General features: G+C 44.8%; 24 protein-coding genes. 22 read left to right on the top strand and 2 right to left on the bottom strand.

Annotated elements, in window-relative coordinates; translation table 11 throughout:
• Positions 1-48 precede the first annotated feature (48 nt).
• From ABD734_RS02085 to ABD734_RS01995, 19 genes are all read left to right on the top strand, one after another.
• Complete coding sequence (locus tag ABD734_RS02085; RefSeq protein WP_344700960.1) at positions 49-312, top strand: IreB family regulatory phosphoprotein; 264 nt, start codon at positions 49-51, stop codon at positions 310-312.
• Positions 305-736 (top strand): Holliday junction resolvase RuvX, encoded by a 432-nt coding sequence (gene ruvX / locus ABD734_RS02080; RefSeq protein ID WP_344700959.1) that lies wholly within the window; start codon positions 305-307, stop codon positions 734-736. Before ABD734_RS02085 ends, ruvX begins: the two co-directional genes overlap by 8 nt.
• A gap of 3 nt (positions 737-739) precedes the next feature.
• Positions 740-1045 (top strand): DUF1292 domain-containing protein, encoded by a 306-nt coding sequence (locus ABD734_RS02075; RefSeq protein WP_344700958.1) that lies wholly within the window; start codon positions 740-742, stop codon positions 1043-1045.
• A 66-nt stretch (positions 1046-1111) separates the two neighbouring features.
• A complete protein-coding gene (gene mltG / locus ABD734_RS02070; RefSeq protein WP_344700957.1) occupies positions 1112-2239 on the top strand; it encodes an endolytic transglycosylase MltG in 1128 nt (375 codons plus the stop codon).
• Between the two features lie 112 nt (positions 2240-2351).
• A complete protein-coding gene (locus ABD734_RS02065) occupies positions 2352-2993 on the top strand; it encodes an O-methyltransferase (protein ID WP_344700956.1) in 642 nt (213 codons plus the stop codon).
• A complete protein-coding gene (gene udk, locus ABD734_RS02060) occupies positions 2990-3622 on the top strand; it encodes a uridine kinase (protein WP_344700955.1) in 633 nt (210 codons plus the stop codon). Before ABD734_RS02065 ends, udk begins: the two co-directional genes overlap by 4 nt.
• Before the next feature lie 30 nt (positions 3623-3652).
• On the top strand, positions 3653-4129 hold the full coding sequence (gene greA / locus ABD734_RS02055) for a transcription elongation factor GreA (protein ID WP_344700954.1): 477 nt from the start codon (positions 3653-3655) through the stop codon (positions 4127-4129).
• Positions 4122-4823, top strand: coding sequence for a 5'-methylthioadenosine/adenosylhomocysteine nucleosidase (locus tag ABD734_RS02050; protein WP_344700953.1), 702 nt, complete (start codon positions 4122-4124; stop codon positions 4821-4823). Before greA ends, ABD734_RS02050 begins: the two co-directional genes overlap by 8 nt.
• Positions 4824-5016: 193 nt before the next feature.
• Positions 5017-5541 carry a YqeG family HAD IIIA-type phosphatase gene (locus tag ABD734_RS02045; RefSeq protein ID WP_344700952.1) on the top strand — a complete coding sequence of 175 codons (525 nt, stop codon included), beginning with the start codon at positions 5017-5019 and terminating at the stop codon, positions 5539-5541.
• 3 nt (positions 5542-5544) lie between these two features.
• Positions 5545-6651 (top strand): ribosome biogenesis GTPase YqeH, encoded by a 1107-nt coding sequence (yqeH, locus tag ABD734_RS02040; protein ID WP_344700951.1) that lies wholly within the window; start codon positions 5545-5547, stop codon positions 6649-6651.
• Positions 6651-7460, top strand: coding sequence for a shikimate dehydrogenase (gene aroE, locus ABD734_RS02035; RefSeq protein ID WP_344700950.1), 810 nt, complete (start codon positions 6651-6653; stop codon positions 7458-7460). Before yqeH ends, aroE begins: the two co-directional genes overlap by 1 nt.
• A complete protein-coding gene (gene yhbY / locus ABD734_RS02030) occupies positions 7457-7753 on the top strand; it encodes a ribosome assembly RNA-binding protein YhbY (protein ID WP_344700949.1) in 297 nt (98 codons plus the stop codon). The genes aroE and yhbY overlap by 4 nt, the downstream gene beginning before the upstream one ends.
• Complete coding sequence (gene nadD / locus ABD734_RS02025; RefSeq protein ID WP_344700948.1) at positions 7750-8313, top strand: nicotinate (nicotinamide) nucleotide adenylyltransferase; 564 nt, start codon at positions 7750-7752, stop codon at positions 8311-8313. Before yhbY ends, nadD begins: the two co-directional genes overlap by 4 nt.
• A complete protein-coding gene (gene yqeK / locus ABD734_RS02020; protein ID WP_344700947.1) occupies positions 8303-8872 on the top strand; it encodes a bis(5'-nucleosyl)-tetraphosphatase (symmetrical) YqeK in 570 nt (189 codons plus the stop codon). Before nadD ends, yqeK begins: the two co-directional genes overlap by 11 nt.
• Positions 8873-8876: 4 nt before the next feature.
• Entirely contained in the window at positions 8877-9212 is a 336-nt protein-coding gene (gene rsfS / locus ABD734_RS02015) for a ribosome silencing factor (protein WP_344700946.1), read from the top strand.
• Positions 9193-9933: a class I SAM-dependent DNA methyltransferase gene (locus tag ABD734_RS02010; RefSeq protein WP_344701058.1), complete on the top strand. Its 741-nt coding sequence runs from the start codon at positions 9193-9195 to the stop codon at positions 9931-9933. The genes rsfS and ABD734_RS02010 overlap by 20 nt, the downstream gene beginning before the upstream one ends.
• 133 nt (positions 9934-10066) lie before the next feature.
• Positions 10067-10693, top strand: coding sequence for a helix-hairpin-helix domain-containing protein (locus tag ABD734_RS02005; protein WP_344700945.1), 627 nt, complete (start codon positions 10067-10069; stop codon positions 10691-10693).
• Positions 10694-10710: 17 nt separating this feature from the next.
• Positions 10711-11172, top strand: coding sequence for a ComE operon protein 2 (locus ABD734_RS02000; RefSeq protein ID WP_344700944.1), 462 nt, complete (start codon positions 10711-10713; stop codon positions 11170-11172).
• Between the two features lie 107 nt (positions 11173-11279).
• Positions 11280-13424 (top strand): DNA internalization-related competence protein ComEC/Rec2, encoded by a 2145-nt coding sequence (locus tag ABD734_RS01995; protein ID WP_344700943.1) that lies wholly within the window; start codon positions 11280-11282, stop codon positions 13422-13424.
• Here the strand turns inward: ABD734_RS01995 and ABD734_RS01990 are convergent.
• A complete protein-coding gene (locus ABD734_RS01990) occupies positions 13421-13555 on the bottom strand; it encodes a YqzM family protein (RefSeq protein ID WP_344700942.1) in 135 nt (44 codons plus the stop codon). The genes ABD734_RS01995 and ABD734_RS01990 overlap by 4 nt on opposite strands.
• Before the next feature lie 94 nt (positions 13556-13649).
• Here ABD734_RS01990 and holA point away from each other — a divergent pair, with 94 nt between their 5' ends.
• Positions 13650-14612, top strand: coding sequence for a DNA polymerase III subunit delta (gene holA, locus ABD734_RS01985; protein ID WP_344700941.1), 963 nt, complete (start codon positions 13650-13652; stop codon positions 14610-14612).
• Positions 14613-14670: 58 nt separating this feature from the next.
• On the opposite strand, the gene rpsT is transcribed toward holA, so the two are convergent.
• Positions 14671-14916, bottom strand: a complete 246-nt coding sequence (gene rpsT / locus ABD734_RS01980; RefSeq protein WP_344700940.1) for a 30S ribosomal protein S20 — start codon at positions 14914-14916, stop codon at positions 14671-14673.
• 159 nt (positions 14917-15075) lie between these two features.
• Between rpsT and lepA the strand changes: the two genes are divergently transcribed.
• Complete coding sequence (gene lepA, locus ABD734_RS01975; RefSeq protein WP_344700939.1) at positions 15076-16899, top strand: translation elongation factor 4; 1824 nt, start codon at positions 15076-15078, stop codon at positions 16897-16899.
• Between the two features lie 45 nt (positions 16900-16944).
• Complete coding sequence (hemW, locus tag ABD734_RS01970; protein WP_425568273.1) at positions 16945-18060, top strand: radical SAM family heme chaperone HemW; 1116 nt, start codon at positions 16945-16947, stop codon at positions 18058-18060.
• Positions 18061-18103 lie beyond the last annotated feature (43 nt).

Raw genomic sequence — 18103 nt, 5'->3', positions numbered from 1 at the left:
TCAATGCTATACTGATTGAAAAGGGAAGCAACGATGGGAGTGCTGTAATTGAACCAGTTTGATGAAACAATGAAATTCAGTGTAGACGACATGAAAACTGAAAATGTCAAAGACATCATGGCCGTCGTCTACAGGACACTGGAAGAGCGTGGGTATAACCCAATCAACCAGATCGTCGGATACCTCCAAAGCGGTGATCCGGCCTATATCCCCCGGCATAATGAGGCGCGCAATAGAATTCGGCATATCGACCGTGATGAAATAATGGAAGTCCTTGTCAGGAGCTACATCGAGAAGGAAATACATGAATAGGATACTCGGACTTGATGTTGGGACGAAGACCATTGGTGTGGCGCTGAGTGATGCACTCGGGTGGACAGCGCAAGGCGTCACCACGCTCAAAATCGACTACGATGAAGGGATATACGGTATCGAAGAGATCGTCAGGCTGGCGATGGATAATGATGTCGAGAGAATAATCGTAGGATTGCCAAAGAACATGAATAATTCAATTGGAGAGAGTGGAGAGCGTTCAATCCACTTTGCCAAATTGCTTGAAAACGCGTTGCCAGATGTTAAAATAACACTATGGGATGAACGTTTAAGCACAATCGGGGCAGAGCGCTCGCTACTTGAAGCGGACCTCTCCCGAAAAAAAAGGAAGGCAGTTATCGATAAGATGGCCGCAGTATTCATACTGCAGGGCTACCTCGATAACCCGGTCAAAGGAGATTGAACTATGAGTCAGGAAGAAATGGAATTCAACATGGAAGAGGAAATGCTGACACTATACGACGAAGAGGGGAACGAAGTACTTTACCGCAAAATGCTCGAATTCCATCATCCAGGGTTCGATAAGGAATACGTCATTCTTGCAGAGGAAGGAAACTTCTCCAATGAGGATGAAGAGATAGAACTTATTCCGATGATCAATGTACCCGATGGAGATGGCGAAGGCGGTAAGTTCATGCCCGTCGAGACGGATGAAGAATGGGATATGATCGAAGAAATCGTCAATACTCGTATGGACGAACCGGAACAGTAGATTTTTTCTGGAATTACGGATGGCTTCCAATTTTATTGGAAGCTATTTTTGAGATAGGAGTTATACATGAGCAAATACGAAGATATCAAATTTTCAAAGAATGTATCGTCATACCTGTCCTTGTTCGTCATCGCCACGTTGGCGATACTGTTTGTAATCGCGGCCTTCTCCATATATGTATACGTCAAATCTGGGATCGAGCCTCTGGACAGCGATTCTACAGAAGTCAAAGAAGTGAAGATAGAGCAAGGTTCGACAGCCGATAAGATAGGTGAAGTCCTGGAAGAGGAAGGGATCATCAAAAGTGGCATGATGTTTGAATACTACCTTAAACTAAATAGCATCACCAATTATCAGGCCGGAAACTATGAACTTTCTCCTTCAATGGACTTCGAAAAGATTGCAAAGACGCTTGAAACAGGGCGTATCTATCAGGAAATCCAACATAGACTGACGGTACCTGAAGGCTATTCGATAGATGAGATTGCCGCCCAGATGGCAGAGCAGCTGCCTATCAAGGAAAAAGAATTCATGGATCTGATGAATGATGAATCCTACATCAAATCGTTGATTGAGGAATATCCTGATATGCTGTCTGATGCAATACTCGATGAAGAGGTCAAGTTCCCGCTTGAAGGCTATCTTTTCCCTGCAACATATGACATCACTGAGGAAGAACCGAAGGTAAAGGACATTATTGAACAGATGCTTGATGCCACTAAGAATAATTCATACAGCGTCTTCAATTCGAGTGAAGGATATACAATGACTTTTGAAGGCGAGACGAAGGAACTTTCATTCCATGAGTTCCTCACATTGTCTTCCCTAGTCGAAGAAGAGGCGACATCGCTGGCCGACCGCTCCAAGATCGCAAGCGTGTTCTTAAACCGCATGTCCGAGAACCCGGCGATGCCGCTTCAGACTGACCCAACTGTATTGTATGCCCTAGGTGAGCATAAGGAACGCACATTATTTGAAGACCTTGAAGTGGAGGATCCTTACAACACTTACAATATTACAGGCCTTCCACCTGGTCCAATCGCGTCTCCAGGCATGGAGTCTGTACAGAGCACAATGAATCCTTCCAATACAAACTTTTATTATTTCCTTGCAGACAGCGAAGGCAATAACCATTTTGCTGAAACATTCGAAGAACACACTGAAAACAGGGAAAAATATATTAATAACAATTAGCATGTAAAATCGTCTTTTCAACTGGAATAATCTGTGCTAATATGATTCTGACGAACAAAGCAACTGATAACTTTTGTTATCAGTTGTATTTTTTGTATATATGGTGGCTTATATGGACATTTATGAATATATTAAAGAAATGAACACTGAAAAAGAATTATTTCCTGAAATGCTTGCGTATGCACAAGAAAACCGTGTACCCATCATGGACCAGGACGCCCTATCAGTCATGAAACATTATATCCATCTCTCAGGCACAAAAAGAATCCTTGAGATAGGTACTGCCATTGGCTACAGTGCAATGCACATGCTATCGGTAAGCCAGGATATCTCTGTCGTCACTATTGAGAAAGACCAGGATTCCCACGCACATGCTAAACGATTTTTCGAAATGCAAGGTGTGTCAGACAGGGTGAGGAGCCTTTTGGCAGATGCCAAGGAAGTGGTCCCCGAGGAACTTGGTGAACAGAAGTTCGATCTTCTCTTCATCGATGCATCAAAAGGGAACAACGGGAATTTCTTCGATAAGTTCTCTCCTCATGTCAAACCGGGTGGTCTGATCATCATCGACAATATACTGCTTAGAGGATTGGTCACAAAGGAAGAAATCACTGCCCGCGGCACCCGGAGAATGAAGGAGAAGGTGGACGGGTTCAATCGGATGATAAAAGAATCGAAGATGTCTTCAGCCTTTTTGCCGGTCGGCGATGGCCTACTCATAATTACAAAAGATAAAGAGGAGCAAGGCGAATGAGAAAACCAACAGTCATTGGCATAGCCGGGGGTTCAGGCTCCGGCAAGACATCAGTCACACGCAAGATAATGCATGCCTTGGACGGTCACAGCGTCATATTGATCGAGCAGGACTATTATTATAAAGACCAGAGCGATAAAACATTCGAGGAACGGCTGAAGACCAATTATGATCATCCATTTGCATTCGATAATGATCTTCTCATTTCCCACATTGGCCAGCTCATCGAGCGCAAGCCTGTAGAAATCCCGACATACAACTATGAGATCCATACGCGGAGTGATGAGACCATTCTGGTTGAGCCGAAAGATGTCATCATCATCGAAGGCATATTCGCACTTGAGAACGAAGCACTGCGGGATTTGATGGACGTCAAACTCTATGTGGATACAGATTCCGACATCCGTATATTGAGAAGGCTACAGCGTGACATCGAAGAGCGGGGCCGGACGATGGATTCAGTAATCAGCCAGTACTTGAACGTAGTCAGGCCGATGCACCTGCAATTCATCGAACCCACTAAACGCTTCAGTGATGTCATCATCCCTGAAGGTGGCAAGAATGATGTGGCGATTGATCTCATCACGACCAAAATACGCACATTGCTTAACGAATCAAAAATTAACTAGACTTATAATTACTGGAGGCTTATAACCATTATGGATATGAATAAAGAATTTCCAATGACAAAAAGCGGATATGAACAATTGCAGGAGGAACTCGAACATCTGAAAGTCGTAAAACGCCCCGAAGTGGTTGAGAAGATAAAAGTCGCAAGAAGTTTCGGTGACCTCTCAGAGAACTCTGAATATGATGCAGCTAAAGATGAGCAAGGGTTCGTCGAACAGGAAATCACCAAAATTGAAGATATGCTGCGCCACGCCAAAATCATTGAAGACAGCAACAACAATAATGTAGTCCAGATCGGCAAGACCGTCACATTCAAGGAACTGCCTGATGGAGACAAAGAATCCTATCAGATTGTCGGCAGTGCTGAAGCCGATCCGTTTGAAGGTAAAATATCAAATGAATCGCCGATAGCCCAGTCCCTGATGGGTGCCAAATTGAAGGATTCAGTAAATGTACCGCTCCCGAACGGCAATGAAATGAAAGTGGAGATTGTTTCCATTGACTAGGGGACCCATCGGTATCATCGGTGCGATGAAGCCGGAAGTTGACATTCTACTGGAATGGATGGATATCAGCTCATCGGAGGAACTGGCCCATACCACCGCGTACACCGGTGAACTTTTCGGAAGAGATGCGATTGTCGTCGAGAGCGGCATCGGAAAGGTGAATGCAAGCATGATCACCGCACTCCTCATTGAACGATATAACCCAAGCCTCATCATCAACACGGGTGTGGCCGGGGCCTTATCGGATACCCTTGATGTGACGGACATGGTTGTCAGCACGAATGTGCTGCATCACGATGTCGATGCTGTCGACTTCGGCTATGAGCTGGGGCAAGTGCCGGGCATGCCAAAAATGTACTATGCTGATAAGGGCCTCGTGAAGTTGGCGATGACCGCGATTTCCAAAAATCAGGATATAACTGGTCATAGCGGCCAAGTGGTCAGTGGTGACTCATTCATCAGCAATGCGGCCCAGAAGGGCGCCATCCTGCAAAACTTCAAAAAAGCCTATGCGGTGGATATGGAATCGGCGGCCATCGCACAGACTTGCTATCAATTCTCGACGCCATTCGTCATCATCCGTTCGATTTCAGATAGGGCGGATGACAGTGCAGATATGGCTTATGAAGAATTTTTGTCTAAAGCTTGTATTCATTCATCTGAAGTTGTAAAATTATTAATGAAGGACTTGTGACCTGGAGGGATACTCAATGACTTTTCTCATGATCATTTCAATCATCATTACAGTCGTCATCGGTTTTCTGGTTTACAAAGAGACCGAGACAGAGGATAATGACATCATTGAATAGTTAAAAAAGCGCCTTAATTTTTTAAGGGGCTTTTATTTTTGTGATAGAATATAAAAAAACTCACTGGGAGTGCGGACATTGAAGCTTCTTAAAAAATATTTTTTACCAAGCGACTATTTCAGGGAATTCCATAGCATAACGCCTGAATATTTAAAAGAGCGCGGCATACGCGCAATCATCACGGATTTGGACAATACTCTGGTGGGGTTCGACGAACCCGATGCCAATGAAGAAGTGTTGAAGTGGCTTAAGGAGATGAAGGATAACGATATAAAAGTCTCCATCGTTTCTAACGGGAGCCAGCAAAGAGTCGGTGATTTCAGTGACCCGCACGAAATCCAGTATATATACCGGGCCAGAAAGCCCCTAGGGCATTCCTACCGGAGAGCGCTCGCCAATATGGGGGCAGCTAAATCTGAAACGGTCATGATCGGCGATCAGCTTCTGACGGATGTATTGGGGGCGAATCGGACCGGGTTGGAAAGTATTCTGGTATTGCCCGTCAAAAAGAAAGATGGTTGGGCCACTGTGGTCAACCGGAGAATTGAACGCATCATAATGAGATATTTTGACCGTAAAGGTCTTATTCAATGGAGGGACTGACATTTGGAGTCTATTAAATGTATTGGCTGCGGAGCAGAACTGCAGAGCGATGACGAAAAACAACCGGGTTATATACCCGCAAGCGGACTGGAAAAGGAAAATCCGATCTGCAAACGATGCTACCGTCTGAAACATTATAATGAAGTGATGGATGTGGATGTCGATTCCGGAGATTTCATGACGATGCTGAATGCCTTATATGAAACGGACGGTCTGATCGTCAAAGTGGTTGATGTATTCGACTTCAACGGCAGCATCATCCCGTCCTTCAACAGGATTGTCGGGGACAAGAAAGTGGTTGCGGTCATCAATAAGATTGACCTGCTGCCAAAATCGGTCAACCGCAGCCGGCTTGTGCATCGCGCTAAACTCATGCTCAGTGAAGCGGGCATCAAAGCTGTCGACACTGTAGTAGTGAGTGCTATGAAGAATGAAGGGATAGACAAGCTGCTCGAGCGCTTGTCGAAGTTGTCGGAAGGCAAGGACATCTATGTTGTGGGCACGACGAACGTAGGTAAATCGACACTCATTAACCGCCTGATTGAAAACACATCGGGAGATAAAGAAGTGATTACGACAAGCCAGTTCCCTGGAACCACCCTCGACCTCATCGATATCCCACTGGATGGAAATGCGTTCATCTATGATACACCTGGTGTGATGTTGAATTCCCAAATGGCCCATTATGTCTCAAGCGACAGCTTAAAGCATATAACTCCAACTAAAGAGATCAAATCCAAAGGGTTCCAACTGGACTCCGGGCAGAGTCTTTTCATCGGTAACTTGGCGCGTATCGACCATAATTATGGAGAACGCAACAGTTTTAACGTATTTGCACACCACGCGCTTACCATCCACCGGACCAAGACGGATAATGCAGATGAATTCTACAGCAAACATTATAATACTCTGTTGGCGCCACCCGAAATTGAAACACCTTACTTGACCGAGTCCTATGAAAGTCATGAATTCGATATCGAAGAAGATAGTGACATAGAAATAAGCGGACTGTCGTTCATCCGCGTAGGTGGCGGATCTACAGTGACTGTACGCGTGCCTGAAGGTGTGGAAGTCACTTTGAGGCCGACGATATTTAAAGGAGACCAGTAATGGGTAATTATGCAGTAATAGGATTCCCTGTATCGCATAGTCTCTCACCTTTAATCCATAATGCGAATTTCGCTGCTAAGGGGAGGTCTGATGAATACTTGGCGATTGAAGTTGAACCTGACGCGCTTGATGCCATACAGGAGACGGCATCGGCTAATAAACTGAAAGGGTTCAACGTCACCCTCCCACATAAAGAAAGTATCATGAAGCATCTGGATGAGATTGAAGCGGATGCCCGAAACATCGGTGCTGTGAACACCGTGTCCATAAGAAATGGAGTATGGAGGGGCCATAACACCGATGTTACAGGCTATATGAATGCGTTCCATGGCAAGTTCGGTAAAAGTCGACGCAAAGTACTCATCATCGGAGCCGGTGGTGCAGCGAAAGCAGTACACCGGGCACACGCGAACATCGGAGATGACGTGACCATAGCGGCACGCCGAAGTACTGCCATGGAGGGATTTATAACGACGGACTTCTCCTTCACGCTGTTGCCTGAGCTGACTGGTCAAGAAGCATTCGATGTCATCATCAATTCGACACCGGTGGGACTCGCAAATGAAGATCTTGTAGAGGTGTTGGACTTGCCGCAAGGATTATTCGGCGAATCGACAATCGGAGTCGACCTCATCTATAAACCGGAAGTAACGCCATTCCTCGATTATTTCAAGGAAGCAAACCGTATGAACGGCATGCCGATGCTCATCCATCAGGCAATGGATGCATATGAAATATGGACTGGCGACAAGGGAGATTACGAAGCAGTTAATAAAAAGTATAAAGAATATAATGGAGGCCAATCATGAATACACTCACTTCTCGTCAAGTGAAACAATTGAAAGCAGAGGCGCATCATCTAAACCCCATCTTCCAGGTTGGGAAAAATGGAGTCAATGAGAACTTCGTCGAGCAGATCAACGACGTTCTTGAAAAGAGGGAGCTCATCAAAATATCAGTCCTGCAGAACTGTCTGGAGGATAAGGATAATATAGCGGCCCAAATCAGCGAAGCCACGAACAGTCATGTCGTCACCATAATCGGAAAGACGATTGTATTGTATAAAATGTCTGAAGAGAACAAGAAGATCGACTTGGGATGAGGATAGGCTTCTTTGGAGGGACATTCGATCCTGTGCACCTCGGTCATATACATGGCGTCGTTGAGGCTAAGATCGCCCTGGATTTGGATAAGATCATCCTGATTCCTGCAAAACAGTCACCGCTGAAAGATGAATCCACCACTGGTGACAGACACCGTCTTGAAATGTTAGAAAGAGCCGCCGCTCCCTACAAGTTCATGGAAATCCTCGATTGGGAAATTACTCGGGAAGGTATGAGCTACACTTTCGACACCGTCCAATATCTGAAGGAGGAATATCCATCAGATGAGCGGTATTTCCTTATCGGTTCCGATCAATATGAAGGATTCCACAAGTGGCATCGTCATGAAGCGCTGCTTAAAATGATGAATTTCGTTGTAATGAGCCGCCGCTCCGATGAACTGGCCATAGATGAACGCTTCATTGCCCTTAGCCAGCCTGTTATGGAGATTTCTTCTACAGTCATTCGGGAAAGGATAAAAAAAGGGGAAGTGGCAATGCATCAGCTCGAGCCTTCTGTATACCAGTATATAAAGGAGCATCGCTTGTATGAAACATAAAGTGGCGTTAGATATGGTAAAGGCCAAACTACCTGAAAAAAGGTATAAACATTCCAAAAGAGTAGCAGAGACGGCAGTTAAAATGGCTGAAATATTCAAGGGAGACAAAAATAAATGCTTCCTTGCAGGCATACTCCACGATTTCTCGAAGTACGATGAACTGGGCGAGATGTACCAGTACGTCACAAAGTATAAGCTCGACCCTGAACTCCTCAGCTATAAATCTGCGGTTCTGCATGGCCCAGTGGCTGCAGTAAAAATGCGTGAAGAGTACCGGGTGCAGGATGAGGAAATCTACCAGGCGATCATGAACCACACGAGCGGCAGGAGCCATATGTCGCTTAATGAAAAAATCATCTATGTTGCAGATTATATTGAGCCGAAAAGAAGTCAGCCCGGCGTGGAAACGATACGGGAGCTTGTTTTTGATGACCGCAATCTGGATCTTGCGGTCTATGAGATTACTAAAGCCAACATGCAGCATCTATTGTCTAAGGATCAGCCGATCTATCATAAGACATTGGAATGCTTGAATTACTATAATATGGTCAAGGAGTGAATGTATGAAAACCGGACAACTAATCGAACTTTTAGCAGAAGCATGTGATGATAAGCGTGCAGAGGAGATCATGAAATTTGATGTTTCAGGGTCAAGCAGCGTCACCGACTATTATCTTATCTGCGACGCAAGCTCGGACCGCCAGGTTCAGGCGATTGCCGATGAAGCAGAGGATGCGTGTCAAAAACACGGCGTAGAGACGAATATGGAAGGCTATAAGGAAGGTAAATGGGTATTGCTCGACGCAGGCAACGTCGTCCTCCATATCTTCCATAAACCAGAGCGTGAATACTATAATCTTGAGCGTCTGTTCAAGAATGGTGAACGCGTTGAAGTCTGAGTCAACCTACCAACTTTTCAGCCGCCATTATGAGGCACTCACCTATGATCTGCCATATGATCTCTGGCTGGACATCATCAACCATTTCAAAGGGGGGCGGCAAAGTGTCCTGGATATCGGATGCGGTACAGGCCGTCTGACCAGTCAGCTTGATTTCGACAAGGTGACTGGCATGGATCAGTCCCCACAGATGATAGAAGAGGCAAAATCAAAAAATTTGAAGCAAACATCGTTTTTAACTGGAGATATGCTCGATTTCCGCCTTGATGAGAAGTTTGATATGGCAATTGCAACCGTCGATGTGATGAACTACTGCAAAGACCCTAGTGAAGTGGCCCAGGTGCTTAAGAACGTCTACGATCATCTGAATCCAGATGGTATCTTCCTATTCGATATCCATAGCGTCTATAAAATGGAGCATGAATTTAATGATATGACCTATTCGGATGAAACAGATCATATCACTTATATATGGCATGCCATTACAGGTGAGCATCCACTGTCGGTAATCCATGATATGACGTTCTTCGTAAAAGAGGAAGACGGGGACACATACCGTAAAATTGCTGAAACCCATGAGCAACGAACCTATAAGCATAAGGAAATGATTCGGGTAATCAATCAGACTGATTTTTCAATCCTCAATTCCTTCAGTGATTTCTCAATAGATAATCCAGTGACCGATATTTGTGACAGGGTATTCTATGTATTGAAAAAATAAACAGACGGAATGACCTGGCAGATGCCGGGTCATTTTTATTTTTCGAGTTTTATTATTTACTTGCAATGTAAAAAAAGAAAAACGGCCATTTCTCCCCATATATATATGAGAGATTATTCTAGGAGGAAATGCAGTGACTGAATTCATGGAAGTATGCAAAAGGTATAAAATTCCCATCGCTTGTGCGGCCGTGTGTCTAGTGTTTTCGATAATTGTGTTTAAATTAATGTCTTCCAATGAGGAAGAAATGCCGATGAAAGCCTACGAACCTAAAGCTTATGAAGAGTCATCCGATGAAGCCCCTGAAGAAGAGCAAGCTGAATCACAGACAATCATGGTGGAAGTCAAGGGTGCGGTGAAATATCCCGGTGTGTTCGAAGTCCCTAATGACGCCCGTGTAAAAAATGTCCTTGAGATGGCGCAGATCAAAGGGAATGCCGATCTATTGACCGTCAATCAATCCATGAAACTCAAGGATGAACAGGTGGTGTATGTACCAGCTGTCGGGGAAGAAATTGCTGAAGGTCTTGTTAATCAGACGGAAGAAAATGAAGAGGCAGAAGCGCTTGTAAACATCAATACTGCAGATGTAGACGAACTTACGACGCTTAATGGCATAGGTGAAAAGAAAGCTCAGCTTTTTTTGGATTACAGGGAAGAGAACGGGTTGTTCATGAAGCTTGAAGATATAAAGAATATCCCTGGCATCGGCGATAAAACATTTGAAAGTCTGAAACCTTATATTACAATAGATGAATAGGATACAGGAGGGGTAACATGAGAATCAATTGGCATCAGTACTTTCTCGCACAAAGTCATCTGCTCAGTCTGCGGTCGACTTGCGAGCGACTTAGAGTCGGTACGACCATCGTTAAGGATAACAGGGTTATTGCCGGTGGCTACAACGGGTCAGTCTCCGGAGAAGCGCACTGCATCGATGTTGGGTGTCTGCTCGAAGGGGGGCATTGCATCAGGACGATCCATGCTGAAATCAATGCATTGCTGCAATGTTCCAAGTTTGGCGTGTCGACTGAAGGCGCAAGTGTCTATGTGACGCATTTCCCGTGTGTGCATTGTACAAAATCATTGATACAGGCCGGCATCAGCTCCATCTACTATGCAGAAGACTATAAGAATCACCCTTACGCGTTGGAACTCCTTGATAAAACCGGTGTCCATCATGAACGTATCGCATTCGACCGGGAAAACATCCTGGAACTATTCAAACAGGAGTCATGAAGTCGTTCCTGATTTTATTATCACTCGTAAATGCCCATATCATCTGCAATGACCCCTTATTAGGGGCATTTTTTATATCCATAGCCTGTCTGGTCTGCATCAAGAGGATGGAGGGCTATTCATATCTTATTTTCCATATTACTTTGACAGCCATCCTGACGATGGCTGTTTTTATATTGTCTGAAAAACCTGTGCTTGAAACGGTTCAATCCATTACGATAACTGAATACAAATACTACCGTGAAGGTCTGGGGCATATTGCCGAAGCGGACGGGAATAGTCTTGATGTGTATGTACCTGAAGGCATCGAGTTGCCGATAGGCACCCGGTGTGCCGGCCCCTTTCCGGTGGAGCAGCCTGAGGCGACACGCAACTTCATCAAATACGATGCCGTTAGGATGATGGGGGTCAACGGCATGGATGGCCGCATATATATGGATAGTGGGGATCTGGATAGGTGCGGGAGCCACACACAACCAACTTTACATATGAAGATTGCACAGGCACGCGATACATATATGAAGAAGGTGCTTAGAAGTACGGAACACGATTACAAGTATGATATCCTGACGCTGTCGATCGGCAATAAATCATATATAACGTCAGAGTTTTTTGATGCTCTGCAGAAGCTCGGCATCTATCATCTGTATGTCATCTCAGGCACGCACGTCGCTTTCATCGGTGCAGTAATATTCCATATCCTCAATCGATTGCGTCTGGAAGTGGGTACGATCAGGATCATCATGATCGTTGTGCTGCTGCTGTTCCTTGCATTGAACTTTCCAAGCCCGAGCGTATTCCGTGCCGTCTTTATGACGATTACACTATTGCTGCTGTCATTTACAAGGAGTAGACCATACCTTACAGTCATTTCTCTATCTGCGATCATCCAGATAGCCATGAATCCTTGGATTGTCCACCATGCAGGCTTCCAGTTATCATATCTTACGACTTTCGCCATTGTTCTTTCCAAAAACTATTGGATGGGTTATGGCTTCATAGCACAGTTGCTCGGCATTACGCTTATTGCTGAAATTTCTACAGTCGCCACAGTACTGATGCAGTTCAATGAACTCAGCATCAGCGGAATAGTGATGAATATGATCTATGTGCCTGTTTTTACACTGGTATTTTTCCCGATGGTCATTTTCTATAACTGCTTGGTGTTAATGGGTATTCCCGAATCGGTGGATCTTCTATATGCTTTCATGTTCGACAATCTAAAAGGTTCGATCGTATATTTGGCGGATATGATGACCCATCGGATCGCCGTCAAAAATTTAAGTGCCGTGGCGCTGATCATCGTTGTCATCGCCTCCTATTGGATGATGTACGCCCTATGTCTGAGGGAGATGAAATCCTTCATCCTCTCACTTTTGGTTTTCATCACTACACTGTTCACATCTGATGCAATCCATCAATATGACGTCACCGTCACCATGGTGGACGTCGGTCAGGGTGATGCCTTCATCGTGACCGACCATGTGAATGACCGGACCATACTGATCGATACAGGGGGCAAAAGATACTTGAATCCGGACTCGAAGAAACTATCGGTTCAGACCGTACTCCCCCTGTTGAAAGAAGCGGGAATCAACAGTATAGATCTATTGATCCTGTCGCACTTCGACCTTGATCATGTCGGGGAATCAAAGTATATAATGGAGAAACTCGATGTAAAACAGATTTATCTGAATCCGCTCGACCCGAGCTTTAAAGAGTGGTATGCTGATTTGTCCGTAGTGCAAAAGGGCAGGGTGGTGGATGCTATGGAGGCGCCTGAAATTGAAGTAGGGGCCATCAGCATCAGGAAATTATATCCCACCTCCGAACTGGCAAGTGATGATTCCAACCAACACTCACTGGTGTTGGAGGTTTCGGCAGGTGCCTACACCTTCTTGTTTACAGGAGACGCTGATACGGAGGGTGAAACCCAGATCATAGAGCAGTACGGATCAATACATGCAGATGTACTGAAGCTTGGCCATCACGGTTCGAATACTTCGACTGGAGAGGCGTTCATCAAAAATGGGTCATTTACATATGGTCTGGTATCTGCCGGAGTAGACAACCGCTACGGTCACCCCCATGATGAAGTGATGGAGCGGACTGCCCATCTCGAAATGTTCGACACTTCCATACATGGTATGGTCCGGTTCAATATAAAGAATGAAGTGATGTGCGTCGAAACAAAGTTCGAACAGAAAAATCACTGCATAAAAAAAAGAGCTGATTATTCAGCTCTTCATTAACCTGCAACAATCTGGAAAATCTGTGCCACGACGTAGATCGCCGTCAAACCGAGGAAACCGACAACAAAGCCGACACCGGAATCCACGACATCGTTATTCTTGGATTGAACATGTTTTTCGAATTTATTCATGAGATAACCTCCTAAACATATCACTAACATTATATGATATTTAACAAAAAAAAGCTATAATGGATTTAGAATAGACAGAAGGGTGACGACCAATATGGATCGCTTACAGCTCATTTATGGCAATAATGCACTAAGGATATCAGAAAAAGCTAAGAAATTGGCTGAGGATTATGTCGGGGAAGCGGATGATTTCAGCATCGTTGCCCTGAACTACAGGGAATCGACAATCGAGCAGATTATAGAAGAAGCACAAACTTTACCGTTCCTATCGGACAGGAAGGCTATCTTGGTTGATGATGCCTATTCTTTTACAGGAGCTAAAGTTCGCGCTGAAGTAGATCATGATATTGATCTGCTGGTGGAATACATCAACAATAAAAACGATGATGCACTCATCATATTCAAAGTCTATCATGAGCAGCTTGATAACCGTAAGAAGATAACCAAACTGCTTAAGAAAAAAGGCGCCATCACTGAAATGGCCGAGATGACGGAGAATGAAGTCAGAAGTTTCATCAATGCGACAGCTGAAGAATCCGGTGTTGAGGTGGATCCTAAAGCTTTGAACCTGTTTATTGCACGTGTCGGCATCAAATATGATCAAGTCAGGAATGAGTTGGATAAACTCCTCCTCTATACTGATGGGAAGATCACTGAAGAGGCTGTGGAGGAGATAGTCAGTGTAAGTCTTGAAGAGAATATCTTCAGGCTGACCGATCTCATACTATCAGGTCAGAAAGCTGCTGCAGTCAAACTGCTCCGTGCGCTGATGCTTCAGAATGAAGAGCCGATGCAGCTGCTGCATCTGATCATCAATCAGCTGAGGCTGTTGTATCAAGTTAAGCTGATGATGCAGCAGGGCTATCAGGGGGACAATATAGCGAAAGCCCTGAAGGTGCACCCCTACCGGGTGAAGTTGGCTGCACGGGAAATAGGCAAATACCGCCAGGATGAATTGGAGCAGAAGATGGTCAAATGCCGCGATATCGACTATAAGTTCAAATCCAGTTACCTGAACCGTCAGAGCCTGTTTGAGCTCTTTATCCTGGAAATATAAAAAGGCCTCCGAGTGGAGACCTTTCTTCATGAATAAACCCCTTCACAGAGGAGGGGGTTTATTTTGTCATCAATTTTGATTTCAAGCGGGATGCTTTATTATCATGGATCAAGTTCTTTTTAGAAGCTTTATCTACGTATTTAACAGCATTGGAAACGAGTGTTTCCGTATTTTCCGCATTATTTTCTTTTGCAGTCATGGCACGCTTGACAGCAGTACGCATTTCATTTTTCTGAGCAATGTTTTGACGTTGAGCTTTATCAGTCGTCTTTACTCTTTTGATTGCTGATTTAATATTAGCCATTGCATTCACCTCCACCTTGTAGTTGTACAACATTGATTGCAACAAGAAGTATTTTATCAAACATCGCACCCTTATGCAATATAAACAGAAAAGGAATTGAATGAAATTGTTATTGTTGCTATAATACAACCATTGCTATTAGAGAAAGTTGGAAGATATATGAATGATCAAGAGCGTCTGGAACGACAGGAAAATATACGTAACTTCTCCATAATCGCCCATATTGATCACGGCAAGAGTACTCTTGCTGACCGCATCCTTGAAAACACCAAGTCGGTCACATCAAGGGAGATGAAGATGCAGCTGCTCGATTCCATGGATTTGGAGCGCGAGCGCGGCATAACAATCAAATTGAACGCAGTACAGCTTAAATATACCGCAAAAGACGGGGAAGACTACATCTTCCACCTTATCGATACGCCGGGACACGTCGATTTTACATACGAAGTCTCCCGTTCATTAGCCGCGTGTGAAGGTGGCATCCTTGTTGTGGATGCCGCGCAGGGCATTGAAGCACAGACTCTGGCCAACGTCTATTTGGCGTTGGATAACGATCTGGAACTGATTCCGGTCATCAACAAGATCGACCTCCCGGCAGCTGAACCCGACCGCATCGCCCAGGAAGTGGAAGACGTCATAGGCTTGGATAAGGATGAAGCCATACACGCTTCCGCCAAGGCAAATATCGGCATTGAAGAAATTTTGGAACGGGTTGTAGAAACAGTGCCACCGCCAAACGGCGATCCTTCTGCACCATTGAAGGCACTTATCTTCGACTCGGTCTACGACCCTTACCGCGGCGTAATTTCCTCAATCAGAATCGTCGATGGTACAGTAAAGCCTGGTGACAAGATACGCATGATGGCCACCGGTAAAGAATTTGAAGTGGCTGAGATAGGTATCAATACGCCTAAGCCACTGCCCGTGCAGGAATTGACTGTCGGAGATGTAGGCTATTTGATGGCTTCGGTCAAAAATGTCAGTGATTCTCGCGTCGGGGATACGATTACGTCTGCCGATAACCCAGCAGAAGCGCCTCTTCAAGGGTACAAAAAGATGAATCCCATGGTCTACTGCGGTATCTATCCGATAGATGCCAACAAGTACACTGACCTTAGGGAGGCATTGGAGAAGCTCGAATTAAATGACTCTTCACTGGTCTACGAACCCGAGACATCACAAGCACTCGGCTTCGGTTACCGGACAGGATTCCTCGGGCTCCTTCACATGGAGATCGTCCAGGAACGGATTGAACGCGAATTTGGCATTGAACTGATTGCCACTGCGCCATCCGTAATCTATGATGTCTATATGACAGACGAGACGAAGGTGACTGTAGATAACCCTGCAGAAATGCCGGACCCGCAAAAAATTTCACATATCGAAGAACCATACGTCAAATCCACAGTCATGGTCCCGAATGACTATGTAGGCGCAGTAATGGAATTGTGCCAGAAGAAACGAGGAAATTTCATCACCATGGATTATCTTGATGATATCAGGGTAAATATTATTTATGAAATTCCCCTTTCAGAAGTAGTGTTCGATTTCTTCGATCAGTTGAAATCACAGACTAAAGGCTATGCTTCATTTGATTATGAACTGATAGGCTATAAGGAAAGCAAGCTTGTCAAGATGGATATCCTGCTCAACAATGAAAGAGTAGATGCACTGAGTGTCATCGTACACAGAGACTTTGCCTATGAACGCGGCAAGACCATCGTCGAAAAACTTAAGACTCTCATACCCCGTCAGCAGTTCGAAGTGCCTGTCCAAGCTTCCCTCGGCCAAAAGATCATTGCCAGGACGAACATCAAGTCAATGGGCAAGAATGTTCTTTCCAAGTGTTACGGAGGGGATATCAGCCGGAAGCGTAAACTGCTCGAGAAGCAGAAGGAAGGCAAGAAGAAGATGAAATCGGTTGGAAGCGTCGAAATACCGCAAGAAGCATTCTTGGCCGTACTTAAAATGGATGAAGACTAAAAGCCACTACAACAGTGGCTTTTAGTTTTGATTGGAGAGTAAATCATGACAGAAAGCCTATATATCCACATACCGTTCTGCAACAGGATTTGCACATACTGCGACTTCAATAAGGTGCTGATAAAAAATCAGCCTGTCGATCAGTATTTAGATGCACTGATTGCTGAACTTGAAGGAATTGAACAAACGAGCCTCAGAACTGTATTCGTCGGTGGGGGCACACCAACTGCCCTGACCGAAATGCAGCTCGATCGCCTACTAACAGTCATCAACAATCGATTCAACATAACGGAAGAATTTACTTTCGAAGCCAATCCGGATGAATTGACGCCAGGTAAACTGGACGTCCTCAATACCCACGGCGTCAACCGCGTGAGTCTAGGCGTGCAGACATTCAATGAAGATCTGCTTAAAGTTCTGGGCCGTTCGCACGGTTACCGGGACATCTTCAATGCCATAGATCATATGGAGAAGATAGGGTTGAACAACTACTCATTGGATCTGATGTATAATCTGCCAGGCGAAACGATGAGTGACTTAGACGACAGCCTGAGCCATATCGCCTCCTTAAAGCCAAAGCACATTTCATGGTATTCGTTGATCATAGAACCCCATACGATCTTCTATAATCAAATAAAGAAAGGCAAAATGACTGTGGATGACGATGATGTGGAAGCTGAGAAATATTTGTATGTAATCGATGGATTGGATGCACTGGGTTATCCGCAATACGAAATTTCAAATTTTTCCAAGCCGCAGTACGAATCGGAACACAATAAAACTTACTGGAAAAATGAACCTTATTATGGGGCCGGCGCAGGAAGCCACGGCTATATAGATGGAACAAGGTACTATAACATCAAACCGGTGAACCATTATATAGAAGCGATGAAGGATTCAGGTGATGTCGTCAAAGAGAAAATCGTCCTTGAAAAGAAAGCACAGATGGAAGAGGAGATGTTCCTTGGCCTGAGGATGAATAAGGGTGTCGACATGATACGCTTCGGTCAAAAGTACGGTCCGATTGACGATGTGTATGGTGAAGTGTTGGGGCGTCAAATTGCTGCTGGACATCTGGAACAAAATGGCGGCTACGTTTCACTTACACAGAAAGGCCGGCTTGTGGGCAACACCGTTTTTATGGATTTTCTTCTTGATTGAGCGTTTTTGAATTTATTCAAACTTATGGATTGACATTCTTTGA

This window comes from Salinicoccus jeotgali, from assembly GCF_039538805.1.
Classification (GTDB): domain Bacteria; phylum Bacillota; class Bacilli; order Staphylococcales; family Salinicoccaceae; genus Salinicoccus; species Salinicoccus jeotgali.
Note: the sequence above shows the minus strand (reverse complement) of the source record. Positions and strands in the feature narration are given on the sequence as shown.